This is a genomic window from Paenibacillus sp. FSL H8-0175 (assembly GCF_045040615.1).
In the GTDB taxonomy this organism is placed as follows: Bacteria; Bacillota; Bacilli; order Paenibacillales; family Paenibacillaceae; genus Paenibacillus_AQ; species Paenibacillus_AQ odorifer.
This window is the reverse complement of sequence record NZ_CP150299.1, coordinates 5,685,411-5,711,272: the sequence shown is the minus strand read 5'-3', so window position 1 is coordinate 5,711,272 and position 25,862 is coordinate 5,685,411. Positions and strand designations below refer to the sequence as shown.

21 protein-coding genes, 8 tRNA genes, 3 rRNA genes and 1 other annotated feature are annotated in these 25,862 nt (G+C 46.4%); all 32 genes read left to right on the top strand.

Going from position 1 to position 25,862, the window contains the following annotated elements; genetic code table 11:
- The 32 genes from minD (at nt 1) to MHH46_RS25230 (ending at nt 25,726) form a co-directional block, all read left to right on the top strand.
- Complete coding sequence (gene minD / locus MHH46_RS25385) at nt 1-795, top strand: septum site-determining protein MinD (RefSeq protein WP_036685156.1); 795 nt, start codon at nt 1-3, stop codon at nt 793-795.
- Between the two features lie 201 nt (nt 796-996).
- Nucleotides 997-1,893 (top strand): M23 family metallopeptidase, encoded by an 897-nt coding sequence (locus tag MHH46_RS25380; RefSeq protein ID WP_076194474.1) that lies wholly within the window; start codon nt 997-999, stop codon nt 1,891-1,893.
- Complete coding sequence (locus MHH46_RS25375) at nt 1,886-2,728, top strand: M50 family metallopeptidase (protein WP_036685160.1); 843 nt, start codon at nt 1,886-1,888, stop codon at nt 2,726-2,728. Before MHH46_RS25380 ends, MHH46_RS25375 begins: the two co-directional genes overlap by 8 nt.
- A gap of 54 nt (nt 2,729-2,782) precedes the next feature.
- Nucleotides 2,783-4,024: an Rne/Rng family ribonuclease gene (locus tag MHH46_RS25370; protein ID WP_076129388.1), complete on the top strand. Its 1,242-nt coding sequence runs from the start codon at nt 2,783-2,785 to the stop codon at nt 4,022-4,024.
- Nucleotides 4,005-4,172 carry a hypothetical protein gene (locus MHH46_RS25365; RefSeq protein ID WP_155288184.1) on the top strand — a complete coding sequence of 56 codons (168 nt, stop codon included), beginning with the start codon at nt 4,005-4,007 and terminating at the stop codon, nt 4,170-4,172. Before MHH46_RS25370 ends, MHH46_RS25365 begins: the two co-directional genes overlap by 20 nt.
- Nucleotides 4,087-4,173 (top strand) — a sequence feature (ribosomal protein L21 leader region). (Overlaps the previous gene by 86 nt.)
- Nucleotides 4,174-4,187: 14 nt before the next feature.
- Complete coding sequence (gene rplU, locus MHH46_RS25360; RefSeq protein WP_036685166.1) at nt 4,188-4,499, top strand: 50S ribosomal protein L21; 312 nt, start codon at nt 4,188-4,190, stop codon at nt 4,497-4,499.
- A gap of 12 nt (nt 4,500-4,511) precedes the next feature.
- Nucleotides 4,512-4,847, top strand: coding sequence for a ribosomal-processing cysteine protease Prp (locus tag MHH46_RS25355; protein ID WP_036685168.1), 336 nt, complete (start codon nt 4,512-4,514; stop codon nt 4,845-4,847).
- A gap of 17 nt (nt 4,848-4,864) precedes the next feature.
- The gene (gene rpmA, locus MHH46_RS25350) at nt 4,865-5,176 is read left to right on the top strand and encodes a 50S ribosomal protein L27 (protein ID WP_036685171.1); all 312 of its coding nucleotides are present in this window, start codon (nt 4,865-4,867) and stop codon (nt 5,174-5,176) included.
- Nucleotides 5,177-5,419: 243 nt separating this feature from the next.
- Nucleotides 5,420-6,160, top strand: a complete 741-nt coding sequence (locus MHH46_RS25345; protein ID WP_076105522.1) for a Spo0B domain-containing protein — start codon at nt 5,420-5,422, stop codon at nt 6,158-6,160.
- A gap of 15 nt (nt 6,161-6,175) precedes the next feature.
- Nucleotides 6,176-7,486 (top strand): GTPase ObgE, encoded by a 1,311-nt coding sequence (obgE, locus tag MHH46_RS25340; protein WP_036685174.1) that lies wholly within the window; start codon nt 6,176-6,178, stop codon nt 7,484-7,486.
- A gap of 210 nt (nt 7,487-7,696) precedes the next feature.
- Nucleotides 7,697-9,019, top strand: a complete 1,323-nt coding sequence (locus MHH46_RS25335) for an SPFH domain-containing protein (RefSeq protein WP_038573034.1) — start codon at nt 7,697-7,699, stop codon at nt 9,017-9,019.
- A 10-nt stretch (nt 9,020-9,029) separates the two neighbouring features.
- Complete coding sequence (locus MHH46_RS25330; RefSeq protein ID WP_076129386.1) at nt 9,030-9,776, top strand: hypothetical protein; 747 nt, start codon at nt 9,030-9,032, stop codon at nt 9,774-9,776.
- A 14-nt stretch (nt 9,777-9,790) separates the two neighbouring features.
- Nucleotides 9,791-10,567 (top strand): hypothetical protein, encoded by a 777-nt coding sequence (locus MHH46_RS25325; RefSeq protein WP_076194471.1) that lies wholly within the window; start codon nt 9,791-9,793, stop codon nt 10,565-10,567.
- A 66-nt stretch (nt 10,568-10,633) separates the two neighbouring features.
- The gene (locus MHH46_RS25320) at nt 10,634-11,995 is read left to right on the top strand and encodes a hypothetical protein (RefSeq protein WP_076194469.1); all 1,362 of its coding nucleotides are present in this window, start codon (nt 10,634-10,636) and stop codon (nt 11,993-11,995) included.
- A 158-nt stretch (nt 11,996-12,153) separates the two neighbouring features.
- Nucleotides 12,154-12,591 carry an ACT domain-containing protein gene (locus tag MHH46_RS25315; RefSeq protein WP_038573029.1) on the top strand — a complete coding sequence of 146 codons (438 nt, stop codon included), beginning with the start codon at nt 12,154-12,156 and terminating at the stop codon, nt 12,589-12,591.
- 33 nt (nt 12,592-12,624) lie between these two features.
- Complete coding sequence (locus tag MHH46_RS25310; RefSeq protein WP_036685184.1) at nt 12,625-13,911, top strand: homoserine dehydrogenase; 1,287 nt, start codon at nt 12,625-12,627, stop codon at nt 13,909-13,911.
- Nucleotides 13,912-13,970: 59 nt separating this feature from the next.
- Nucleotides 13,971-14,948 (top strand): homoserine kinase, encoded by a 978-nt coding sequence (thrB, locus tag MHH46_RS25305; protein ID WP_038573028.1) that lies wholly within the window; start codon nt 13,971-13,973, stop codon nt 14,946-14,948.
- On the top strand, nt 14,945-15,832 hold the full coding sequence (gene pheA, locus MHH46_RS25300; protein ID WP_036685188.1) for a prephenate dehydratase: 888 nt from the start codon (nt 14,945-14,947) through the stop codon (nt 15,830-15,832). The genes thrB and pheA overlap by 4 nt, the downstream gene beginning before the upstream one ends.
- Nucleotides 15,833-15,836: 4 nt before the next feature.
- Nucleotides 15,837-16,718 carry a branched-chain-amino-acid transaminase gene (gene ilvE / locus MHH46_RS25295; protein ID WP_036685189.1) on the top strand — a complete coding sequence of 294 codons (882 nt, stop codon included), beginning with the start codon at nt 15,837-15,839 and terminating at the stop codon, nt 16,716-16,718.
- Between the two features lie 304 nt (nt 16,719-17,022).
- Entirely contained in the window at nt 17,023-18,750 is a 1,728-nt protein-coding gene (locus MHH46_RS25290) for a LysM peptidoglycan-binding domain-containing protein (protein ID WP_076129383.1), read from the top strand.
- Between the two features lie 453 nt (nt 18,751-19,203).
- A 16S ribosomal RNA gene (locus MHH46_RS25285) occupies nt 19,204-20,761 on the top strand.
- Between the two features lie 262 nt (nt 20,762-21,023).
- Nucleotides 21,024-23,950: ribosomal RNA gene (locus MHH46_RS25280) — 23S ribosomal RNA — on the top strand.
- A 146-nt stretch (nt 23,951-24,096) separates the two neighbouring features.
- Nucleotides 24,097-24,213, top strand: a 5S ribosomal RNA gene (rrf, locus tag MHH46_RS25275).
- The 16S, 23S and 5S rRNA genes sit together here, the layout of an rRNA operon.
- 240 nt (nt 24,214-24,453) lie before the next feature.
- Nucleotides 24,454-24,663, top strand: coding sequence for a hypothetical protein (locus MHH46_RS25270; RefSeq protein ID WP_143765096.1), 210 nt, complete (start codon nt 24,454-24,456; stop codon nt 24,661-24,663).
- Nucleotides 24,664-24,833: 170 nt separating this feature from the next.
- Nucleotides 24,834-24,908: transfer RNA gene (locus MHH46_RS25265), tRNA-Glu, on the top strand.
- 89 nt (nt 24,909-24,997) lie between these two features.
- Nucleotides 24,998-25,073 (top strand) — tRNA-Val (locus MHH46_RS25260).
- A 90-nt stretch (nt 25,074-25,163) separates the two neighbouring features.
- Nucleotides 25,164-25,240 (top strand) — tRNA-Met (locus tag MHH46_RS25255).
- A 25-nt stretch (nt 25,241-25,265) separates the two neighbouring features.
- A tRNA-Asp gene (locus MHH46_RS25250) sits at nt 25,266-25,343 on the top strand.
- A 14-nt stretch (nt 25,344-25,357) separates the two neighbouring features.
- Nucleotides 25,358-25,430: transfer RNA gene (locus MHH46_RS25245), tRNA-Lys, on the top strand.
- Between the two features lie 36 nt (nt 25,431-25,466).
- A tRNA-Gly gene (locus tag MHH46_RS25240) sits at nt 25,467-25,541 on the top strand.
- 10 nt (nt 25,542-25,551) lie between these two features.
- Nucleotides 25,552-25,628 (top strand) — tRNA-Arg (locus tag MHH46_RS25235).
- A gap of 19 nt (nt 25,629-25,647) precedes the next feature.
- Nucleotides 25,648-25,726: transfer RNA gene (locus MHH46_RS25230), tRNA-Leu, on the top strand.
- The last annotated feature ends 136 nt before the right edge of the window (nt 25,727-25,862 follow it).

The window sequence follows — 25,862 nt, the reverse complement described above, 5'->3', positions numbered from 1 at the left end:
ATGGGAGAAGCGATAGTCGTAACCTCGGGCAAAGGCGGAGTTGGCAAAACAACCACAACAGCCAACATTGGAACCGCACTTGCACTGCAGGGCAAAAAAGTATGTCTCGTCGATACCGACATTGGACTGCGTAATCTGGATGTAGTTATGGGGCTTGAGAATCGTATTATTTATGATCTTGTGGATGTAGCGGAAGGACGTTGCCGCCTTAATCAAGCGCTCGTTAAAGACAAGCGCTTTGATGAATTGTATATGCTGCCTGCAGCTCAAACAAAGGATAAAACGGCTGTCTCTCCTGAACAAGTAAGAGATATCATTCTTGAACTAAAGAAGGAATATGAGTATGTTCTGATCGATTGTCCGGCAGGAATCGAGCACGGCTTCCGCAATGCGATTGCCGGTGCGGATAAAGCGATTGTGGTTACCACACCAGAGCATGCCGCTGTGCGGGATGCCGATCGTATTATCGGACTATTAGAACAGTCGAGTGTGGAATCGCCGAAATTGGTGGTAAACCGTATTCGTCCAGGTCTTGTGAAGTCTGGGGATATGCTTGATATTGAGGATATATTACAGGTGCTGAACATTGATCTTATCGGAATTGTTCCGGATGATGAACTAGTCATTAAAGCCGCAAATAACGGAGAACCTACAGTTATGAATCCCGATTCTTCAGCTGCTATTGCCTATCGCAATATTGCACGCCGAATTTTAGGTGATGCTGTACCCCTGATGCAGCTTGACCGCAAACCGGGAGCATTTAAGAAACTTAAGAAATTTTTCGGCATGGCTTAATTTTTACTAAGCAATCCTATGATAAGAAGCATACACGGGTCCCACCAGTAGAGAAATCTATGGTGGGGCTTATTTTTTTGAATAAATATGAATGTATGGCATTTCCGGGATTTAAATGGTCTGTCTTGGAGGGGCTTGTTCTAAAGAGACTTCCGTGCTTCATAAAATGGAAGTAAAACAAGCCCGTCCGGAGGGATAAATATGGATCAGAAATCAGATATCAAGAATCGCCGCAAGGAGCGTATTCGTAGTTTATTGGAGGAACTCCCGGAAGTCTCAGCAGTCTCAGGAGTTTCGGAAGTCCCGGAACTTGAAATAGCGGAGGCTCCCCCTTTATTTATTATGCCGGATAAGAGTACGAGCTTTAAGGAATGGGGAACAGGATTTAAGAATGCGGATCAATCCTCTGTAGAGCCCGATCCAGAGGTGATGTGGAAAAAGAGTCGTGGAGGCTGGGAGGATAACGGCGGTGGAGGCTCAAATTTCACTGCCGGTTTTATTCGGCGCTTTGTTGCTAGTGTTCTTGTGTTTGGAGCAGTGTGGGGGATTTTTGCGGTACATCAGCCATGGTCCTATAAGATGCAAGCTTTTATTAGTGATGCGTTAAGCAATGACATGGATTTCACGGCTGTGAGAGTCTGGTATGAGGAGAACTTTAACGGAGCTCCAGCGTTCATTCCGATATTTGGGGATAAAGATGAGCCTGCTCAAAAAGTAGCCGCTCATCATCAACTCACTGCCCCGATAGCTGGGAGCATTGTCCAGCCTTTTGCATCTACGCTAAAAGGGGTGGAAATTATGCCTCAAATCGATTCAACCTTAAATGTGACGGTGAAAAGTATAGACATGGGACGTATTCTCTCCATCTCTAAAGAGCTGGAAGGGGGCATTCGAATTGCTGTTCAGCATTCAGGCGGTGTCACTGCAGAATACGGACATTTGAGCGGCACTAAGCTGGAGGTTGATGACTGGGTGCAGAGCGGGGATTCACTCGGTTGGATGATGGAGAAGGACGTATCCTCAGCTTCAACACTATTTTTCGCAGTGATAAAAGACAAGACTTATATTGATCCTACAGAAGTGGTATCGTTTGATTAGGATCTTTGGTATCGAACTGTCACTACATCCACTGTTCGTGATCATTATGTTATTCTCCGTGGTCACGGGACAATTTCTAGAGCTGCTCACCTTATTTACGATTGTCTTCATTCATGAAATGGGACATGTCGTTGCGGCTCTTTTGGCTGGTGTTACAGTTAAGTCGGTTCAGCTTCTTCCGTTTGGCGGAGTGGCTGTTATTGAAGATCATGGGCGGCTTACAGCCAGTCGTGAGATCGGAATAGCCCTTGCCGGTCCACTGCAAAATGGAATTATGATCGTTATTGCTTTTGGACTTCAACAAGCCGGTTATGGCAATCAGGAATTTCTTACCTATTTTATTCATGCCAATGCCATTATTGGGCTTTTTAATCTAGTGCCAGTGCTGCCGCTTGACGGAGGTAAAGTGCTTCAGGCCACTATTAGTTTAGTACTTCCTTATTACTACACTTTGTTATGGACTGGACGGGTGAGTGTAGCCGCAAGTGTCCTTGTGATTATATATGCGCTGCTGCCTCTTGGAGCGGGTGGAGGCCTTAGGCTTAATATGGTCATGATCGGAGCTTTTCTGCTGTATTCGAATTTCACCGACCATCGTAATTTACCGTACCGGTTTGTTGCTTTTTTGATGAATCGGGAGGCTGTTTATGAGTATCATTTGCGAACAGGAAGCGTAGCTCGTCCAATAGTTGCATTATCTGCGAAACCTTTAGATGATATATTGCGTCTATTTAAACGTAATCAATATCATTTTATCTATGTGTTAAACGGTAAAGGAAATGTTGTTGCTGTTGTGCCGGAACAGCGCTTAATATCAACCTACTTCGGAATATAGTGTATTTATGCAGAGAATGTGAAGGAATGAACGAACGAAACCAGAGGTGAAGCCATGAAACAGATGATCGTTCACTGCACGCAGCACATTACCCGAATGGCTCTTCTGGAAAACGGAAGGCTGGTGGAGTACGCGGCTGAACGCGATCAGCAGCAAGGGTTGGTCGGCAGTTATTACAAGGGCCGTGTGATTAACGTACTTCCAGGTATGCAGGCTGCTTTTGTTGATATCGGACAGAAGAAGAATGCTTTTTTATATGTTGATGATGTATTGCATCCTAATTTGGATAAACAGCCTGATGTGAAGCCCTCTATCGAGACGCTTTTGCAGCCGGGACAGGATATTGTTGTTCAAGTGCGGAAAGAGCCGAGCGGCGGAAAAGGCGCGCGTGTAACGACTCATTATACGTTGCCCGGGCGCTGGATGGTGTACATGCCCTTTGCAGAATACGTCGGTGTCTCCAAAAAAATAAGCCGGGATGCAGAGCGCAGTCGTCTCAAAGGAATCGGAGAACGTCTGCGAATGAAAGAAGAAGGGCTTATTATGCGGACGGTTTCTCAGGACGAGCCACATGAAGCTGTGGAGGGTGATCTTTCTTTTTTGCGTGCCCAATGGGAGAATATTACACGTAAGGCACAAACGGTAGAGGCTCCCGCTTTACTACATCGTGATCTTAGTATTGTCCAACGCTTTATAAGAGATGCCTTTAATCCGCAACGGGATCAGTTGATTATTGATTCATCTGCCGCAGCTAGAGAAGCAACAGCCTTTCTGGACGACATGGCTCCTGAAGGGTACAAGCCAGTCTGTCTTTATAATGGAGCGGAGTCTATTTTCGCTGCTTATGGTATTCAGGATCAATTGCTCAAGAGCTTCAGCCGCAAAATCACGCTGGAGGGCGGAGCAACAATGATCTGGGATGAGACAGAGGCGTTAACCGTAATTGATGTCAACACCGCTCAATACATTGGCGGAGCATCGCTTGAAGAAACGGTTACTAATACGAATTTGCTCGCAGCTGAGGAGATCGGTCGTTTGATCCGGTTACGCGATACTGGTGGAATCATTATTGTCGATTTTATTGATATGGAACAAGAGCTTCACCGCAAGATGGTCACAGAGCGATTAGAGAAAGTGATCTGCAAGGATCGCACCAAAACACATATTTTGGGGTGGACAAGACTCGGGCTGCTCGAGATGACCAGAAAGAAGGCAAGGCATGATTCAGCCAGCTTTGCGCCTGTGATTTGCCAGTGCTGCGGGGGAACCGGAAAAGTTGGAGAATGGCTGGAATGAGTTGACGATAAGTCATAAGTATGATACTATCTTCAAGTATGTGTTTGATGCAGTTGATCCTGCACATGCTGTAACCGCTCCGATCGGGTACATAAGCGCAGTTCCTACGGGAATTCTGCCACCTAGACTAGGCGAGTCTGAGACATGAGGAGGTGCAAGTAAAATGTATGCAATTATCGAAACTGGTGGTAAACAATACAAAGTCCAAGAGGGCGACGTTTTGTTCATTGAAAAGTTGGAAGCTGAAGACGGCGCAAGTGTAACTTTTGACCGTGTATTGGCTGTTTCTAATGATGGTGGTCTGACTGCAGGAACTCCGCTAGTAAGCGGCGCGTCTGTAACAGCTAAAGTCGAGAAACATGGTAAAGGCGCTAAGGTTGTAGTTTACAAATACAAACCTAAGAAGAACTACCACAAGAAACAAGGTCATCGTCAACCGTACACGAAAGTAACTATCGAGAAGATTCAAGCGTAAGAAGGTGCGTTAATGATTAGCGTGCGGATTACACGATTATCGGATCTAGGAACTATCGTTGGCTTTGAGGTTAAGGGGCATGCGGGTTATGCGAAGCGTGGCGAAGATATCGTATGTGCCGGGGTATCCGCTGTAACAGTTGGAACCGTCAATTCGATTGAGACCTTGACCGGAATCTCCATGGATACATCCATGAAGAACGGATTCTTAAGTGGAACATTAAGTTCTGTTGAAGATTTCGATACTTCCGCGAAGGTACAATTGCTGCTTGAATCCATGGTCGTGATGCTGAATGATATCGCAGAATCATACGGGAAGTATATTCAAATACAGCAAGTAAATATTTAAAGAAGGAGGTTGACAACATGTTGAAATTGAATCTTCAATTGTTCGCATCGAAAAAAGGTGTAGGTTCCACAAAAAACGGACGGGATTCCCATTCCAAACGTCTTGGCGTGAAACGTGCTGACGGTCAAGCAGTAACCGGCGGTAACATCTTGGTTCGTCAACGCGGAACAAAAATTCACCCAGGAACTAACGTAGGCATCGGTAAAGATGATACTTTGTTCGCAATGGTGGATGGCGTAGTGAAGTTCGAACGTTGGGGCCGCGATCGCAAAAAAGTGAGCGTGTACCCAGTTGATGTCGCTCCGGTAGCAGCGGCACTGGAAGCGTAAGCTTACGGACCATATGAGCAAGTAGAAGCCTCCGGCATGAGTGCCGGAGGCTTTTTTGTAGAATATTCATAATTATTTGTGTTGCAAAGTTGGAATGGTTAGATAGATGTGAAATTCTCGTTATTATCTCTGGTGAACTACAGTGAACGCGTGTGTTATACTAGGAAATGGTAAATGATACTAACAAAACAAATTATCTAAACGAAGTCATGAATTTTGCGAACTGAGGGACGGGGAGAAAGAATGAAATCCTGGAAAAGTGCAATCTGGGCAGTCATGTTATCCGTAATGCTTCCTTTAGGTCTTTTGTATTGGCATACTTCTCTTCTGACGTGTCTATTACTCGGAGTCTGGGTAGTGGCAATCGTTGCTTTCAGTTTTATCTGGAGCCAGCGTCATTATGAACGGGAGCTGCGTATACAAGAGAACACTCTGCAACAGGCGGCGATTCGGACACTGAATCATCATCGACATGATTGGATGAACGATTTGCAGATTCTATACGGATATATTCAGCTTGGAAAGCCTAATAAATCCGTGGAGTGTGTGGAAAGAATAAAGGAACGCATAGCACTTGATAGTCGTATCGCTAAGTTGGGCATTCCTTCATTGGTTTTCTATATCCAATCCTTCCGAACTAACAGGTCTAGTCTGGAATTGGAAGTTCAGGTGGAGGAAGGGTTGCAGCTAGAGGACAAGCTAAATCCAGAAGCAGGAGATGAGCTGACTTCAGTGATTATGCAGACCATACGGGCTTATCAGTACAACGGGCTGGCTCCTCAGGGGGAGACGCGCAAGCTGCGCCTTGGCTTTTTTCAGGATGGAGGAGACATTCTTATCTCCTTCGAAGGCGAGGGGGAGCATGGCAATCCCGAGCTGCTCAAAGGGCAAATTTATAATATAGTACAAGGAAAAATCATGAAAGCAGAGCAGTTTAAGCCTAGCAGGGCTTATGTAGAGCTGCGATTACCGCTTGAAATGTGAGGAAGGTGAACATTTATGTTCGTAGATAAAGCTAAGATTTATGTTAAAGGCGGTGACGGCGGGGATGGTCTCGTTGCGTTTCGCCGGGAGAAATATGTACCGGAGGGTGGTCCTGCCGGTGGTGACGGAGGCCGTGGAGGCGACGTTATTTTCCGTGTAGATGAGGGACTGCGCACGTTGATGGATTTCCGTTATCAGCGCCACTTCAAAGCTGACAAAGGGATTAAAGGACGGAACAAAAGCCAACATGGAGCGAATGCGGATCATATGATCGTTCGTATTCCGCCAGGAACCATTCTGATTGACGATGATACGCAAGAGATCATTGCCGATATGACGCGTCATGGACAACAGGTTGTAGTTGCACGTGGAGGCCGTGGAGGCCGGGGTAACACCCGTTTTGCCACAGCTAATAATACTGCACCAGAGCTTGCAGAGAACGGTGAAGAAGGCCAAGAGCGTTATGTTGTTATGGAACTTAAGGTAATGGCTGATGTAGGGCTTGTAGGCTTCCCGAGTGTGGGTAAATCTACGTTGCTGTCGGTTGTGTCCGCAGCTCAGCCCAAAATCGGAGCTTACCATTTCACAACAATTACACCGAATTTAGGGGTAGTGGATGTTGGGGATGGCCGAAGCTTTGTGATGGCGGATCTGCCTGGATTAATCGAGGGAGCTAGTGAAGGCATAGGTCTGGGTCACGAATTCCTGCGTCACGTTGAACGTACGCGTATCATCATTCATGTAGTTGATATGTCTGGCTCTGAGGGCCGTGATCCCTTCGAGGATTGGGTTCTAATTAATGATGAGCTGAAGCAGTACAATGCTAGTCTAATCGATCGTCCGCAGATTGTGGCGGCGAATAAAATGGATATGCCTGAATCAGAAGAGAATCTTATTTCTTTCCGCGAACGCGTAGCTGAGGTGCGGCCGGATTTAGAAATCATGCCAATTTCATCCCTTACCCGTCAGGGTGTTCAGGAGCTCCTATATCGTGCAACGGATATTCTCGACAGCATTCCGGTTGCGCCGGTGGTTGAGGAAGTTGCTGAAACTACTGAACGTAAGGTGTATAAGCTGGAAGCAGAAGAGGATAATTCCTTTACTATTACACGTGATAACGAGGCGTTTGTGGTCACAAGCCCACGTATCGAACGTATGCTGAAGCGCATGCAGCTTAGCACACATGATGCGATTCTCAAGCTGGCACGGACTTTGCGTCATATGGGTGTAGATGCAGAGCTTCGTAAACGCGGTGCTGTAGAAGGAACGATTGTCCGTATCGCTGATTTCGAATTCGAATTCGTTGAGAACAGCAGCTACTATTAATATTTAGCTGACTATGAAGCGCCAACTATGGTTTTCCTGTAAAGGGATAGCATAGTTGGCGCTTTTTTTGTGAGGAGATCAGTAATTTTTTTCAATAAAAGAACCCAAAACACGATATATATCGTATACAATAAATATCGAAATACACTAATTCCCATTTGGGAGCGTACACGTTATTTATATATAAGATAATGAAAGAAGGAATAGCAGATGGCAATTATAGAAGTGGTGAAGTATGACGGTCCTCCAGGTATATTTGCATGGAAATATCCTAACCAGGAGCTGGGGACATGGACACAACTAATCGTTAATGAATCCCAGGAAGCGATTCTATTCAAGGGCGGACAAGCGCTTGATTCTTTTACAGCTGGGCGGCACACGCTAAGCACCGCTAATATACCTATTTTATCCAATATCGTTAATCTTCCTTTTGGTGGAAAATCACCATTTACGGCTGAAGTATGGTATGTGAATAAGACGAATTCGATGAATGTCAAATGGGGAACGAGCTCACCTTTGCAGCTTCAGGATCCCAAATACAAAATTATGATTTCTGTTCGTTCTTTTGGGCAGTTTGGTGTAAAAATCGATGATCCGCGAAAATTCTTGCTGAAGCTCGTAGGGACGCTCCCGCAGTTTGATCATGAAACACTTATCAGTTATTTCCGCGGACTGCTGATGTCGAATATAAATGAACTTATTTCTTCTTACCTTGTGCACAAGCAAATCAGCATACTGGAGATTAATGCTTATGTTGCAGAGATCTCCAAACATATTCAGGGCCGACTAGCCTCGGCTTTCTTGGATAATGGCATTGAGCTGAATAATTTCTATATTGATTCGATCAATATTCCAGAGGATGATCCGGCAACGATTCGTTTGAAGGAAGCTTTGGCTAAAAAAGCGGAAATGGATATCATGGGCTTCACCTATCAGCAGGAGCGTGGTTTTGACACGATGGAAGAAGCGGCAGGTAATCCTGGCAATCTTGGAGTGGGCATGATGAACACCGGGATGGGGCTTGGACTTGGAATGGGATTTGCTGGACCCGCTATGGATATGGTGAACCGTATGACTAGAGGGATGAACTTGGATTCAGGGACTACAGTTATACGTCAAGAGCAGCGTTCCTGCTCTAAGTGTGGAGTTATGAATCCAGTAGAGGGACGGTTCTGCAGCGGTTGTGGGCAGGCGCTTGGAGGCAACCCGCAAGGTTCTCCCTCTGCGAACAAGATCAAATGTTTTGAATGCGGGCATGAACTAAATGCGGGAGCTAAGTTCTGTCCAGGTTGCGGGAATCCTTATCGTCCTTGCCCATCCTGTAAAGCAGATAATCCTGAGGGAGCGGCTTCTTGTGTCTCCTGTGGAAAAGAAATGCCTAAAGCTTGCGGTAAATGTGGGACTATGGTAGCGCCAGGGGTGAAATTCTGTCCTCATTGTGGAGACAGCATGGTGATTAAATGCAGCGGCTGTGGACATGAGCTGAAAGCTGGACAAAAATTCTGTGCAGAGTGCGGAACAAAAGCAGGCTAAGGAGGACCTAATGAACAAAAGCAGGAGATATATATACATTATTACCATCATTTATGCGGTAGCTATAGTACTGACAGTGTTCTCGTTTATTGGATTAGGTTTCTCTGACTCACTGTTTCGGTTCATAATTTCTTTATCCGCGGTTCTGCTAGCAGAAAGTGTAATCTATGGCTATTGTATTTTTTGGCTCCGAACGGCAAGTAGCATTCAGCAGACTCCGCCTGTTCTTATCAGCGGCGCAATCATTACGGGAATCTATGCAGCCATCGTATTTGTATCGGCCTTACTCTTCGATTGGCTGCTGGAGTTACCCGCCTTGTGGTACGCAGCCGAACAATTGCTGATTCTTGTGTTAGGAGCGATCACTTTGGCCGCGATAGGGCTTTACGGGTGGAATGCTGGGGCAGGGGAACAGCAAGCCAAAAGGTCTTTACAAAAGTTTCGGCGGTATCAGAACGAATTAACTGAAATGAGTGAGCTGGCTAGTAGCTGGAAGAATTCCGAATCCGAGCAGCTAGTGAACGTGTTAGATATGTTGGAGGAAAAATTTAAGTACAGTGATCCGATATCAGAACCGTCTTTATATGCTACAGAGGATATTCTGCAGCAGCAGATTTCTCTGTTACATGATCACGTGAAGCTACTGCTGGCGACCCAAGAGCCACATGAGGGCTGGCAGGTAGAAGTAAATGAGATGTCAGAGAGTATAAAGTCTACACTTCAGCGGCGTAACCGTGAATTAGCGGCACTTAAATAGGAGGAGTTTACTACATGAACAGTTTGAACCTACAAGAGCCGTCACCGCTCCCGGGAGGAAATGCAGCCGTTCCCCGGCTTAAATACGAACGTACCGGGTTTGATTATGTTATTCTCGCGGCTGCTTATCTACTGATGCCAGTTGGATTTGTGCTTGCCTTGTTACGTTTGATGACAACGCATTACAAAAATTACCGTAGACCGACTAACCTCAATCTGCTGATGCATGTATTTATTGGTGGGTTTGTTGAACTTTCTATTGCCATGTTTTCTAGTGCGCTCAATGGGGAATTTGGAACTTCTGAATTAGTATCAACGCTTATTTTAATTGCAATCATGTTTTTGACTCCAGCTTTTATACTGGCCAGTGTGACAGCGAAAGCTAAATATACCCTTTCTAAGCTTAACACTTCTTATATAGAGCTGATTCAAAATAAGAATATCCGGCATATTGGCAGTATATCTGAACGAATAGGCCAAAGTGAAAGTGATGTACGGAGAGATGTCCAGTATCTGAAGGATAAAGGACTGCTTGATATTGATGTCGCATTATCCGAAGGGCGCCAGACGCCAGAACCATCAGCAGCTAATCAAGGTTACCCTGAAAGTACTTCGGGCTTTGGAGGAACGGGGAGAACCCAAGCATCGGGGCAGCAAATACCTGCGCAGCCTCAGTCTCCGCCGCAACTGCCTAAGTCTATCCGTTGTCCGGGGTGCGGAGCCCAGAATACTGTGCTCCCAAGCCAATCTAAAAGCTGTGATTACTGTGGAACGAAGATCCCGTACAATTAATGCCGTCAACCAACAGATTAGCTTCATCGCATATAGGATTACATAAATAAGGGGATTAAAGACAAAATGAGTGGATTGGATATACGCAGACAGCCGCCGGCATCGGGAAAACCTGTGTACAAGCATGAATATGAGCGGACGGCGTTTGATTATACGACTATTGTGTTTGCGTATGTATTTGCTCCGGTTGGCTTTATATTGGCTGCCATTCGGTTATTATCTACACATTCCAAGAGACAGCGCAAAGCAAGCAATATTAACCTGTTTTATCATGCGTGTATGGGTGCCTTTGTAGAATTGGCGATCTATTTCATTATTAGCAAGCTACTCGGTCAAATCGATTATGTCGCACTCTTGATCAGGCTGGTGATTATCTACGCATTGTTTAGGATTCCCGCCATCAAATTATCCGTTAGGGCCGTAGGATGGAGAGAGGGATTCACCTATCTTTGCAATGACTATATCGCATTGGTTCTTGTGGACGGCATAAGGCATATCGGCAGCCTATCCGATATCCGCGGATTCAGTGAAGAGAATGTCCGCGAGGTTTTGGAATATTTAAAAGATCAGGGAGTGCTTTCTCCAGATATTGTTTATTATGAAGGACGTGTAGACAATTCATTTGTGAAATTGCCGCCGAAGCTTATTTATTCCAAACGGGCACAAGCACTGGTGCGTGCGCCTGAGAATAACCTTCGCTACCGTAACAAACGAGACCAGACAGTGTTTGATCGAATCATCATGGCGATTGCCTATTTGTTTGCTCCGCTTGGGTTTGTACTTGCGATGCTTCGTTTTGTAAGCACTCATTATAAGAATGAGCGGAAATCATTTAACTACAAATTGCTCTATCATGTATGTATGGGAGCTTTTATGGAACTTGCTGTCCTCTTCGCCGTGGGGACCTACAAAGGGGATTTTAAGTGGTACACTTTATTGATCATTCTGGTGGTCCTCTACGTGATCTTTATAATTCCGGCAGACAGCTTTGCAGGGAGGGCTACCTTCGCAACAGAAAACTTTGATTTTCTGTGCAAGAAGTATCTCATGCTGATCGTAGTGGATGATGTTAGGCATATTGGTAATTTAGCTGATATCACGAAACAAAGTGAAGATGATGTACGTAGAGACCTACGGTATTTGGTGAGATGGGGGTTACTTGCTTCTGATCTTGTCTATTATGAAGGACGTGTTAAGCTCTTAGATAAACAACCGCCCAATCTTGTACATCCTGACCGGGCACAGCCCTCCGCGGCAACAGAGAACCAGCCATCATCTGGACGGCAGTCATTGCCGGAGAATAGGCCTAAGCCACCTGTCCAACTGCCGAAATCCATCGTTTGTCCGAGTTGCGGTGCTAAGAGTAGAGTACTTCCAGGGCAGGATAAAATCTGTGACTATTGCGGGACGACGATTCCATACAGCTAGTGTACATACGATTGCCTTCTGCCCCCGGGAATCCGGGGGTTTTACTACACCTAACTACCCGGCCTTGGAGCATCCAGATAAAGTTATTGCATTTTACAAGCCTTTTCCGATATAATGTCCACTAAGAAAACACAAAAGTCTTTGAGGTGAGGACGTTCGTGAGAGAACGCTATTATTTGGTCCGGGAGGACATATTGCCTGATGCTGTACTTAAGACTATGCAGGTTAAACAATTGCTTGAGGCCGGGGATGCGAAGACCGTAAATGAAGGTGTAGAGCAGGTGGGATTAAGCCGAAGCGCTTTTTATAAATACAAGGATGGAATTCACTTGATCCATCAGCTCGAACGAGAGCGGATCGTTACGATTTCCATGGATTTGGAGCACGAATCTGGAATGCTTTCCAAGGTACTAGGCTCTGTAGCGGGACATGGGGCTAATGTGTTGACGATTCACCAGAGTATTCCGCTGCAAGGGCGGGCAAATGTGGTGATCTCCGTAGAAATTTCACACTTAAATGAGGAACTCGGAGAGATGCTGGATAGTCTGAAAGAGATTCCAGGAGTGAAGCGTGCTTTAATTGTTGGACAGGGATAGGAACTATATTCGTAAACTTTTAGGAGGAGACAGATGAAGCCGGTTAAAGTGGGGTTGCTGGGCCTGGGAACAGTAGGCACAGGTGTAGTTCGTATCGTGGAAGGGAATCAAGAGGATTTAAGCAGCCAGGTAGGCTCTTCAATTGTCATTGAACGTATAGCTGTGAATAATTCTAATAAACCACGCGAAATCGAGGTTGATCCTGCTAAAATAACGACAGATCCATGGGATGTGATTCGTGATCCTGAAATTGATGTCATCGTTGAAGTTATGGGGGGAATCGCGGGAACCAAAGAATATATTCTTGAAGCTTTGGAACGCGGTAAACATGTCGTAACTGCGAACAAGGATTTGATGGCGCTGCACGGCTCGGAGATTCTTGCTAAGGCGCAGGAGAAGCAATGTGATGTCTTTTATGAGGCTAGCGTAGCAGGAGGCATTCCGATTATCCGCACACTTATCGAGGGCTTTTCCTCAGATAAGATTATGAAGATTATAGGTATCGTGAATGGAACGACTAATTACATACTAACCAAAATGAGCCAAGAAGGCGCTTCCTATAATGATGTGTTAAAAGAAGCGCAGGATCTGGGATACGCAGAGTCTGATCCAACCTCGGATGTGGAAGGCCTGGACGCGGCCCGCAAAATGGCGATTCTCGGAACCTTAGGTTTCCGTACTAATGTGGAGCTGCATGATGTAAGTGTGAGTGGGATTTCTCAGGTGAGTAAGGCGGATATCGCCTTTGCGAAACGTCTCGGATATGAAATTAAGCTGTTAGGCATCGCTGAACGTCAGGATGAAGAATTCAGCATCAGTGTTCAGCCAACCTTGATTCGGGCTAGTCATCCCTTGGCTTCCGTCAATGGCGTGTTCAACGCAGTTTACGTATACGGGGAAGCAGTGGGAGAGACCATGTTCTACGGTGCGGGTGCGGGCGCAATGCCAACTGCAACCTCAGTGGTAGCTGATTTGGTAGCTGTCATTAAGAACCTTAAACTAGGTGTGAATGGATTGAAGCAAAAAGTACCTTACAAGCAGAAAAAGCTTAAGAGTGATGAAGCTATTTTTTATAAAAACTTTTTGCTTCTGCATGTTGATGATAAAGCAGGGGTATTGGCTAAGATTACTCAAGTGTTTGCCGAATATGATGTAAGTTTGGATTCAGTAGTTCAGCAAGCCAATCCCAATAATCCTGATGCGGAGATCATTATTGTCACTCATAACGCTAGTAAAGCAAGCATGAACAAAGTGCTGCGCCATTTCGAGGAGCTGAAAGTCATCCGCCGGATTAAGAGCCATTATCGTGTGGAAGGTTAACCAAGCCACTGAACTAATACTTTCATATTTCAAAACATAGTAAGGAGATTGTACCTGTTATGAGTATTTACGGAAGAGCTAGGGTTAAAGTGCCTGCTAGTACTGCCAATCTTGGTCCGGGCTTCGATACTCTGGGTATGGCATTGCCGCTATATGCCTGGATTGAGATGGAGGAAGCAGAGGAGACTGTTTTTCATCTATATGGTGATGAGATGAATGGAGTGGCTCAGGATAAGAGCAATTTACTCTATAAGGTCGCTCAAATGGTATTTGCAGAGGCAGGCGTTACGGTGCCTGAATTATCGATATCCATGTACTCGGAAATTCCGCTTACGCGTGGACTCGGCAGCAGTGCCTCAGCTATTATTGGCGGAATGGCCGCAGCGAACACAATGATTGGCTCTCCGCTGGATAATGCTAAGCTGTTTGATATGGCTACCCAGCTTGAGAAACATCCCGATAATGTGGGTGCCTCCTTGTTTGGCGGCATTATTACTGCCGTGTGGGATGGTGAACATGCGGATTATGTTCGGCTAGAACCACCACAAAATCTTGAGGTGCTGGTGGTTATTCCTGAATTTGAACTGGAAACCACAAAAGCGCGGGGATTGCTTCCAACAGAAATCTCAGTTAGTGATGCTGTGTACAACATCAGCAGAACCTCTCTATTGACGGCTTCGCTGGCATCAGGCCGGCTTGACCTGCTTAGCAGAGCGATGCAGGATCGCCTGCATCAGCCGTATCGTGCACCGCTTATACCGGGCATGGAGAAGCTGCTCGCAGAAGCTCCTGAACACGGTGCTTTAGGGATCGCACTTAGCGGTGCTGGACCGACTCTGCTATGTTTAGTGGATCGCCAAGAGACCCGTAAGAGTGAGCTTGAGGCCTTCTTGAAGAATACGATGCAGGAACATGGCATTTCCGCTCGGACCTGCTGGTTAACACCTTGTGCTTCTGGAGTTACTACAGAGCTGCTCGAAATAAACGAGATGCAAAACGTATCATTTTTGGATATGATAAAAGGAGTACGGTCATGAAATCAATAGCGGTATTGCCGCAGGGCTCGGTATCCCACGAAGCGCTGCTGCATTTGTTTAACGGTGAACCTGTAAAGCTTGTGCATCACAAGTTAATTTCCGATGTATTTCTCTCTACGGCGAATGGTACCACCGATTACAGCGTGATTCCGATTGAAAATACCATTGAAGGCTCAGTTAGTCTTCACATCGATTGGCTCATCAATGAAGTGGATCTGCCAATGCAGACGGAATGGATTTTTCCATCGATACAGAATCTTATCGGTAACCCAAGGGAATTCACAGATACAGACGGCAACAAGGATTTCACCAAGATGGTAAAAATCCTTTCGCACCCCGTAGCAATGGCGCAATGCATGCAATTTGTTCGTAAGCATGCCCCTTGGGCTGAACTGGAGTCGGTCGGAAGTACCTCTGAAGCTGTGGAAATCGTCAAAAACAATCCCGGCAAGGGCTGGGCTGCTATCGGTACCGCTCTTGGCGCCGCTACTCATGGGCTGGAGATTGTAGATCGGCAAATTACAGATCACAACAACAACTACACACGGTTTGTCCTGGTTGGTCCACAGAAGATAGATCTTCCGCGGAGCAGCACAGGAGTAAAGACGAGTGTTCTAGTAACGCTGCCAGAGGATTTTCCAGGTGCCTTGCATCAGGTGCTTGCTGCTTTTTCCTGGCGGAAACTGAATTTATCGCGTATTGAATCACGACCAACGAAGAAGAAGCTGGGTACTTATTATTTTTATATTGATGTGCTGGAACCGATAGAATCTGTTCTGCTGCCAGGGGCTATTGAAGAAATTAGTGCTTTAGGCTGTCAGGTAAGGATTCTGGGCTCGTATCCCACATACACCTATGAGGAAGAGAAAGCGGAGGTGCAGTAAATTCATGGCTGAGCAATGGATCTATTTGGATGGACAACACGTAACGAAGGAAAATGCAAAGGTATCCGTTTTTGATCACGGTTTTTTGTATGGAGACGGCATTTTTGAAGGTATCCGTATCTATAACGGCAATATATTTAAATGTAAAGAGCATTTGGACAGACTGTATGATTCGGCAAAATCGATCATGCTGGACATTCCGCTAACGTATGATGAGATGCTGGAAGCTATGGCTGAAACGATTCGTCTTAACGACATGCGGAATGGCTATATTCGACTGATCGTGTCCCGGGGACCAGGGAACTTAGGTCTTGATCCGCGTCGTTGTCCAAAAGCTAGTGTAATTATTATCGTTGAGCAACTGGCTATTTACCCAGAACAAGCGTATTTGAACGGACTTCGTGCAGTTTCTGTGTCCCAACGCCGTAATATTCCGGATGCACTCAATCCAAAGATCAAATCGCTTAATTACCTAAACAATATCCTAGTAAAAATCCAATCCAACTTGGCAGAAGCCGACGAAGCCATCATGATGAACGCTCAAGGTTATGTTACTGAGGGTTCGGGCGATAACATTTTCATCATCAAAAATGGTGTAGTTTTCACTCCTCCATGTTACTTGGGAGCCCTTGAAGGAATTACCCGTCTGGCGATCATTGAGCTCTGCGAGAAATTAGGTATTAAACTGAAAGAAGAACCGTTCACAATGCATGATGTTTATATAGCGGACGAGGTGTTCTTCACTGGCACAGCTGCTGAGGTTATTGCTGCACGTGAAATTGACGGCCGGATCATTGGTGAAGGACAAGCGGGTCCAATCACTTTGAAGCTGCTCGAAGAGTTCCGTAATGTGGTTGATAAAGATGGCTATAAGGTTTGGGAATAAAGACTAATCATACAACGTAAATAGCATTGAATACGCATCAGAAGTCCTTTTATGCATACATGCAGAAGAAAACGGGAGTCTCCGGTTAATCTTTTCATGGATCATGAAAGGATTTTTTTTATTTCGGGGATGTCATTCGCCCATGGGCTGCATAAGATGTAGTAACGAAGGAGGCGGCTGTACCGCATATAACTTTGTAAGAGAGCAATGTTCCATGAAAAGGGTGTTTGCTTTCGAAGTCAGTTTTGCTGTGTAGCTGTAAAGAAAGCAATACTCCACAAAACTTTTAGGAGGTTAATGCTACGTGAAAATACACATTGTCAAACAAGGCGATAGTTTGTATGCCTTATCGCAAAAGTACGGAGTGCCGTTACAAAAAATTATTGAAGCAAACCCGCAGATCAGTAATCCGAATGTGTTAGCGGTTGGAGACAAAGTGAAAATACCTACGGCCCCTGTATCCGTACCGGAGAACAGTGAAGTTTACTACAAGCACACCGTTAAACAAGGAGATACCTTGTGGAAATTATCTAAAGCCTGGGGAATTCCTTTAAAGGATATGGTTGAGGCCAATCCCCAACTAAAGAATCCAAATGTACTTATGCTAGGGGAAGTAGTTAATATTCCTAAAAAAGTATCCAATACCTCACCGACACAGCCTGGGTATACACCTTCTAACGCCTCAGAGAAAACGCAGGTGGGTGGCAAGGAATATACAGGTCCTAAAGAACAGCCTGCTGCTGAGGTAGTGCCTGCACCTAAACCAGAAACTAAACCAGAAGTAAAACCAGAGACCAAGCCAGAAGCTAAACCTGCACCTAAACCAGTGACAAATATCTCACCTGAATCCAATTCTGCACCACACCCATCGCTAAACATCGCCCCTATTAATACACAAAATATTGCACCCAATCCTGCGCCTAATATGCAAATGGAAGTTGCTCCTGTGCAAGAAATTGAAATGCAGAGTTTATTTGTTCAGATTACGGTTCCAAATCAAGAACCGATTGCTCAACAAGAAGCACCTAAAGCTGAGAAGAAAGCAGACAATGATTGCACATGGGATAATTCCAACGGATACCCGGGCCTGGGAGGAAATCCTTATCTCTATGATTCATATCAAAACAGCCCTAATATGAACATGAACTGGGCACCAAGTTATGTTCAGCCAATGGCTTATGCACCAGAATGTATTTCACCATGTTATTTTTCGGGCAATATGTATTCTAATATGAGTCCAGAACAGTGGAATCCAAATGCCGCGCCAAACATAAGCCCGGAACAGTGGAATCCAAATGCCGCGCCAAACATAAGCCCGGAACAATGGAATCCCAATGCTGCGCCAAACATAAGCCCAGAGCAATGGAATCCCAATGCAGCGCCTAACGTGAGCCCAGAACAATGGAATCCCAATGCTGCCCCTAATATGAGTCCAGGACAGTGGAATCCGATGGAGGCTAATGTTGCTGGCATGAATGTTGGCGGGGATTTCTCCCCGTATGCTGTTCCTCAATATGGAGGACAGACGCCGAACCTTCCTTGGCCAACTTGTGGGTGCGGAGGCGTGCATATTCAACCAGTGCAAACTTATTCATATGACATGCCTGTATATAACACCTATCCTGAATATGGGAATCCAAACGCTTTTTCCGCATATGGAGCAGGAATGCCTAATCAGGGAATGGTACCTACTTCTACGCTTGGAGCATTTGGTGGACCGGATAACTCTAATATTCCATCTAATCCGCAGTATCCAGGGATAGGTAATTATTCGCAGCATAATCGGGTGCCGGAAATTCAAGAACCTGAAGCGTTCGTGCAGGAATCTCCCGAAACGGCTAGAACAGAGACTGATGAGTCAACTTCTAACGCTTCTCTCAAGAATAAGGGGAATGTAGCAAAGGAAACAGCAACAGGCAAAAAAGCAAAGACCTCAGGTCAACCTAGTAGCAAGAAAAGCAAAACTGCTACGAAATCTCAAGGTTCAGCAGCGAGTACTAAAAAACGTAGAAATCCTTGGATTTCAAACTAATAAATTTATATATTAAGCCGTTGTTTGACTTACGTGTAGATTCTGTATCCTTAGAATCTACACGTTTTTTTATAGGTAAATAGGGATAAAAGATGTTAAATAAAGTGGGGCAAAAGCACTTATTTATAAAATATAAATTTTTAAGTATTGTTTTTATATAGGGATATATGGTACATTATAAATCCAGTCGCAAAGAGGAACTATAAAGCTTTCGGTTGGTGAATGTTAATCTGAATTAGATTGCAAAGAACTTCGAAAAAAAGAGTTGCAATAAATCAGAAAACATGATATATTATAAGAGTTGCTGCTGAGACATTAAACGGCGCCAACGAGAACTTGATCTTTGAAAACTGAACAACGAGTGAGTAGGAAATCACGTAAGTGAAATCCAAAATTAGAGAATTAATTTTCTCGTCAGATGTTTCAAAATGAGCATATCGCTCTTTTCAATACTAATTGGAGAGTTTGATCCTGGCTCAGGACGAACGCTGGCGGCGTGCCTAATACATGCAAGTCGAGCGGAGTTATTTTGAAAGCTTGCTTTCAAAATAACTTAGCGGCGGACGGGTGAGTAACACGTAGGCAACCTGCCCTTCAGACTGGGATAACTACCGGAAACGGTAGCTAATACCGGATAATTTCTTTTTTCTCCTGAGAGAAGAATGAAAGACGGAGCAATCTGTCACTGAGGGATGGGCCTGCGGCGCATTAGCTAGTTGGTGGGGTAACGGCCCACCAAGGCGACGATGCGTAGCCGACCTGAGAGGGTGAACGGCCACACTGGGACTGAGACACGGCCCAGACTCCTACGGGAGGCAGCAGTAGGGAATCTTCCGCAATGGGCGAAAGCCTGACGGAGCAACGCCGCGTGAGTGATGAAGGTTTTCGGATCGTAAAGCTCTGTTGCCAGGGAAGAACGTCCGGTAGAGTAACTGCTACCGGAGTGACGGTACCTGAGAAGAAAGCCCCGGCTAACTACGTGCCAGCAGCCGCGGTAATACGTAGGGGGCAAGCGTTGTCCGGAATTATTGGGCGTAAAGCGCGCGCAGGCGGCTATTTAAGTCTGGTGTTTAAACCTTGGGCTCAACCTGAGGTCGCACTGGAAACTGGGTGGCTTGAGTACAGAAGAGGAAAGTGGAATTCCACGTGTAGCGGTGAAATGCGTAGATATGTGGAGGAACACCAGTGGCGAAGGCGACTTTCTGGGCTGTAACTGACGCTGAGGCGCGAAAGCGTGGGGAGCAAACAGGATTAGATACCCTGGTAGTCCACGCCGTAAACGATGAGTGCTAGGTGTTAGGGGTTTCGATACCCTTGGTGCCGAAGTTAACACAGTAAGCACTCCGCCTGGGGAGTACGGTCGCAAGACTGAAACTCAAAGGAATTGACGGGGACCCGCACAAGCAGTGGAGTATGTGGTTTAATTCGAAGCAACGCGAAGAACCTTACCAGGTCTTGACATCCCTCTGAATCTGCTAGAGATAGCAGCGGCCTTCGGGACAGAGGAGACAGGTGGTGCATGGTTGTCGTCAGCTCGTGTCGTGAGATGTTGGGTTAAGTCCCGCAACGAGCGCAACCCTTAACTTTAGTTGCCAGCAAGTAATGTTGGGCACTCTAGAGTGACTGCCGGTGACAAACCGGAGGAAGGTGGGGATGACGTCAAATCATCATGCCCCTTATGACCTGGGCTACACACGTACTACAATGGCCGGTACAACGGGAAGCGAAGCCGCGAGGTGGAGCCAATCCCATCAAAGCCGGTCTCAGTTCGGATTGCAGGCTGCAACTCGCCTGCATGAAGTCGGAATTGCTAGTAATCGCGGATCAGCATGCCGCGGTGAATACGTTCCCGGGTCTTGTACACACCGCCCGTCACACCACGAGAGTTTACAACACCCGAAGTCGGTGGGGTAACCCGCAAGGGAGCCAGCCGCCGAAGGTGGGGTAGATGATTGGGGTGAAGTCGTAACAAGGTAGCCGTATCGGAAGGTGCGGCTGGATCACCTCCTTTCTATGGAGAATCGTTCTCTGCAATGAGAACATTCAAATCGGAAGTTTAACTTCCAAAACTCAGGTTTAGGCCTGTTACTCACTCGTTGCTCAGTTTTGAGAGTTTAAGCTCTCAAGTAAGACTTGATCCTTGAAAACTGGATACCGAAACGAATTTGCGTTTTAGAACATCTTTTAGCAACTTGTGCAAACAAGTAAATGTTATTAGTGAGATGATTCCAAAGAGAATGTCATCGTATGATATTTTCCTGCGGAAGAATCAAGGTTAAGCTAATAAGAGCACACGGAGGATGCCTAGGCGCCAGGAGCCGACGAAGGACGTGGCGAACAACGAAACTGCCTCGGGGAGCTGTAAGCAAGCTTTGATCCGGGGGTGTCCGAATGGGGAAACCCAGCTGTGGTAATTCGCAGTTACTCATTTCTGAATACATAGGAAATGTAGAGGCAGACCAGGGGAACTGAAACATCTAAGTACCCTGAGGAAGAGAAAACAATAGTGATTCCGTCAGTAGCGGCGAGCGAACGCGGAACAGCCTAAACCTAAGAGCTTGCTCTTAGGGGTTGTGGGACGTCTCACATGGAGTTACAAAGGAATATGGTAGGTGAAGAGGTCTGGAAAGGCCCGCGATAGAGGTAAAAGCCCTGTAACCTAAACTGTGTTCTCTCCGAGACGGATCCCGAGTAGTGCGGGGCACGTGAAACCCCGTATGAATCCAGCAGGACCATCTGCTAAGGCTAAATACTACCTGGCGACCGATAGTGAAACAGTACCGTGAGGGAAAGGTGAAAAGCACCCCGGAAGGGGAGTGAAATAGAACCTGAAACCGTGTGCTTACAAAAAGTCAGAGCCCGATCTATGGGTGATGGCGTGCCTTTTGTAGAATGAACCGGCGAGTTACGTTTAACATGCAAGGTTAAGCCGAGAAGGTGGAGCCGCAGCGAAAGCGAGTCTGAATAGGGCGATTTAGTATGTGGACGTAGACCCGAAACCGTGTGATCTACCCCTGTCCAGGGTGAAGGTGCGGTAACACGCACTGGAGGCCCGAACCCACGTACGTTGAAAAGTGCGGGGATGAGGTGGGGGTAGCGGAGAAATTCCAATCGAACTCGGAGATAGCTGGTTCTCCCCGAAATAGCTTTAGGGCTAGCCTCGGTATAAGAGTAGTGGAGGTAGAGCACTGATTGGGTGCGGGGTCCGCAAGGATTACCAAGCTCAGTCAAACTCCGAATGCCATATACTTATTGCCGGGAGTCAGACAGTGAGTGCTAAGATCCATTGTCAAAAGGGAAACAGCCCAGACCATCAGCTAAGGTCCCCAAGTGTGTGTTAAGTGGGAAAGGATGTGGAGTTGCACAGACAACCAGGATGTTGGCTTAGAAGCAGCCACCATTGAAAGAGTGCGTAATAGCTCACTGGTCGAGTGACTCTGCGCCGAAAATGTAACGGGGCTAAACACACCACCGAAGCTATGGCTAGATACGTATGTATCTGGGGTAGGGGAGCGTTGTGTAGGGGTTGAAGGTGTACTGAAAAGAGCGCTGGACACTACACAAGTGAGAATGCCGGTATGAGTAACGAAAAGATCAGTGAGAATCTGATCCGCCGAAAGCCCAAGGTTTCCTGAGGAAGGCTCGTCCGCTCAGGGTAAGTCGGGACCTAAGGCGAGGCCGAAAGGCGTAGTCGAAGGACAACAGTTTGAAATTACTGTACCACCGTAATCCGCTATGAGCGATGGGGTGACGCAGGAGGGTAGTGACGCGGACTGATGGATGTCCGTCTAAGCAGTGAGGCTGATGTGTAGGCAAATCCGCACATCATTAAGGCTGGGCTGTGATGGGGAGCGAAAATTATAGTAGCGAAGGTCATGATCTCACACTGCCAAGAAAAGCCTCTAGCCAGGAGAAGGTGCCCGTACCGCAAACCGACACAGGTAGGCGAGAAGAGAATTCTAAGGCGCGCGGAAGAACTCTCGTTAAGGAACTCGGCAAAATGACCCCGTAACTTCGGGAGAAGGGGTGCCCCGGTAGTGTGAATAGCACGAGGGGGCCGCAGTGAAAAGGCCCAAGCGACTGTTTAGCAAAAACACAGGTCTGTGCGAAGCCGCAAGGCGAAGTATACGGGCTGACGCCTGCCCGGTGCTGGAAGGTTAAGGGGAGTGGTTAGGGGTAACCCGAAGCTATGAACCGAAGCCCCAGTAAACGGCGGCCGTAACTATAACGGTCCTAAGGTAGCGAAATTCCTTGTCAGGTAAATTCTGACCCGCACGAATGGCGTAACGACTTGGGCGCTGTCTCAACGAGAGATCCGGTGAAATTTTAATACCTGTGAAGATGCAGGTTACCCGCGACAAGACGGAAAGACCCCATGGAGCTTTACTGCAGCTTGATATTGAATTTGGGTACGATCTGTACAGGATAGGTGGGAGCCGTAGAAATCGGAGCGCAAGCTTCGGTGGAGGCGCCGTTGGGATACCACCCTGATCGTATCTAGGTTCTAACCTAGTACCCTTATCGGGTACGGGGACCGTGTCAGGCGGGCAGTTTGACTGGGGCGGTCGCCTCCTAAAGAGTAACGGAGGCGTTCCAAGGTTCCCTCAGAATGGTTGGAAATCATTCGCAGAGTGCAAAGGCATAAGGGAGCTTGACTGCGAGACCTACAAGTCGAGCAGGGACGAAAGTCGGACTTAGTGATCCGGTGGTACCGCATGGAAGGGCCATCGCTCAACGGATAAAAGCTACCCTGGGGATAACAGGCTTATCTCCCCCAAGAGTCCACATCGACGGGGAGGTTTGGCACCTCGATGTCGGCTCATCGCATCCTGGGGCTGAAGTAGGTCCCAAGGGTTGGGCTGTTCGCCCATTAAAGCGGTACGCGAGCTGGGTTCAGAACGTCGTGAGACAGTTCGGTCCCTATCTGTCGTGGGCGCAGGAAATTTGAGAGGAGCTGTCCTTAGTACGAGAGGACCGGGATGGACGTACCGCTGGTGCACCAGTTGTTCCGCCAGGAGCATGGCTGGGTAGCTACGTACGGACGGGATAAGCGCTGAAAGCATCTAAGCGTGAAGCCCCCCTCAAGATGAGATTTCCCAATTAGTAAGACCCCTTGAAGACGACGAGGTAGATAGGTTGGAGGTGGAAGTGCAGCAATGCATGGAGCTGACCAATACTAATCGGTCGAGGGCTTATCCTATACGTAGAATGCAGATTCGTTTCGGATTCAGTTTTCAGGCATCAAGCTCAGATTTATATAGTCCAAGTGACTGTATGATGATGAATTTGTTTTCAGCATTTGGCGATGCTGAGACCTGAATAATGCATTTGTACCGCAAATGCCCGTTTGGTGGCGATAGCGGAGGGGTTCCACACGTACCCATCCCGAACACGACCGTTAAGCCCTCCAGCGCCGATGGTACTTGGACCGAAGGGTCCTGGGAGAGTAGGACGTTGCCAAGCACGCAAGACCACTGTTGAGTAATCGACAGTGGTCTTTTTGTTGTACGATATTTAGCAGCTTATTATAAGGATAGGCAATCACTGTGAAGTGGTTTTTGAATGAAAATTAGTATCATGGAGGCAAATGATCATGATTATATGGATAAATGGTGCTTTTGGTCCAACGAAGACAGAAACCGCAAATGAAATTTATCGAAGAAAAATATAGCTAGCGAATATGATGGAATAATTATCGTACCTATGACCCTAGTGAATCCGGATTATTGCAGGGAAATCATCGGCAAGTTAATTGATGGAGGTATAGAGCTTTATCATTTTAGTTTGTGTGCCTCCCGAGAGACCTTGCTTAAGAGATTAAGCATTAGAGTGAAGGAAAAGACTCTTGGGCTGCTCAGCAGATCGACAGGTGCATCAGAGGGCTTGATCACGAGGTATTTAAGCAGCATCTAGACACGAATGATAGAACTATAGGTGAAATCGTTGAGATAATAGCTCAAAAGCTTCATATCAATCTATTACCTAGGGAAGAGTAAAAAGAAAAATAATTAGTTTAGGTATTGCTATACTTAATAATACATGATATAATCTTTTTTGTTGTCAAAACAATTTGTTTTTAAAACGGCCCGTTGGTCAAGGGGTTAAGACACCTCCCTTTCACGGAGGTAACATGGGTTCGAATCCCATACGGGTCACCACTTCTTCTTGAAACAGCATCAGACTTCTAGAAAAAATGGTTGCATTACAGATTTGATTATGTTATGATAATTAAGTTGCTTCTTTATATGGAGGCTTAGCTCAGCTGGGAGAGCATCTGCCTTACAAGCAGAGGGTCGGGGGTTCGATCCCCTCAGCCTCCACCATAACACATCCCCAAAAGTGAAGTTAATGCTTCACTGAGGATTCCGGATACTTTCCGGGGGATCCAAGGGAATTAATACTTTTTTTACTGACGCGGGGTGGAGCAGCCCGGTAGCTCGTCGGGCTCATAACCCGAAGGTCGCAGGTTCAAATCCTGCCCCCGCAACCAATTTTCATTAAGCAATTATTCTTCTGGAACCGTGGTGTAGTTGGCCTAACATGCCTGCCTGTCACGCAGGAGACCGCGGGTTCGAATCCCGTCGGTTCCGCCATTTTCTTGCTTTATGAGCCATTAGCTCAGTTGGTAGAGCACCTGACTTTTAATCAGGGTGTCGAAGGTTCGAGTCCTTCATGGCTCACTTCTTTAGTGAGTCGGACATCAATACATACCGTGTGCGGACGTGGCTCAGCGGTAGAGCATCGCCTTGCCAAGGCGAGGGTCGCGGGTTCGATTCCCGTCGTCCGCTCCATATAAATTTTGCGCCCTTAGCTCAGCTGGATAGAGCGTTTGACTACGAATCAAAAGGCCGGGAGTTCGAATCTCTCAGGGCGCGCCATATTTTAACTTAATACTTTGCCGGTGTGGCGGAATGGCAGACGCGCTCGACTCAAAATCGAGAGGGAAACCGTGGAGGTTCGAGTCCTCTCACCGGTATATCGAAAAAAACTTGTAAGATTGCTTCCAGCAATTTTACAAGTTTTTTTTATTTTCTAAATATAGCTATTTAGAGTGGTCTTTTTGTTTCGCTGAATGCTTCTAGTAGCATATATTGTGAATCATACATCACTTC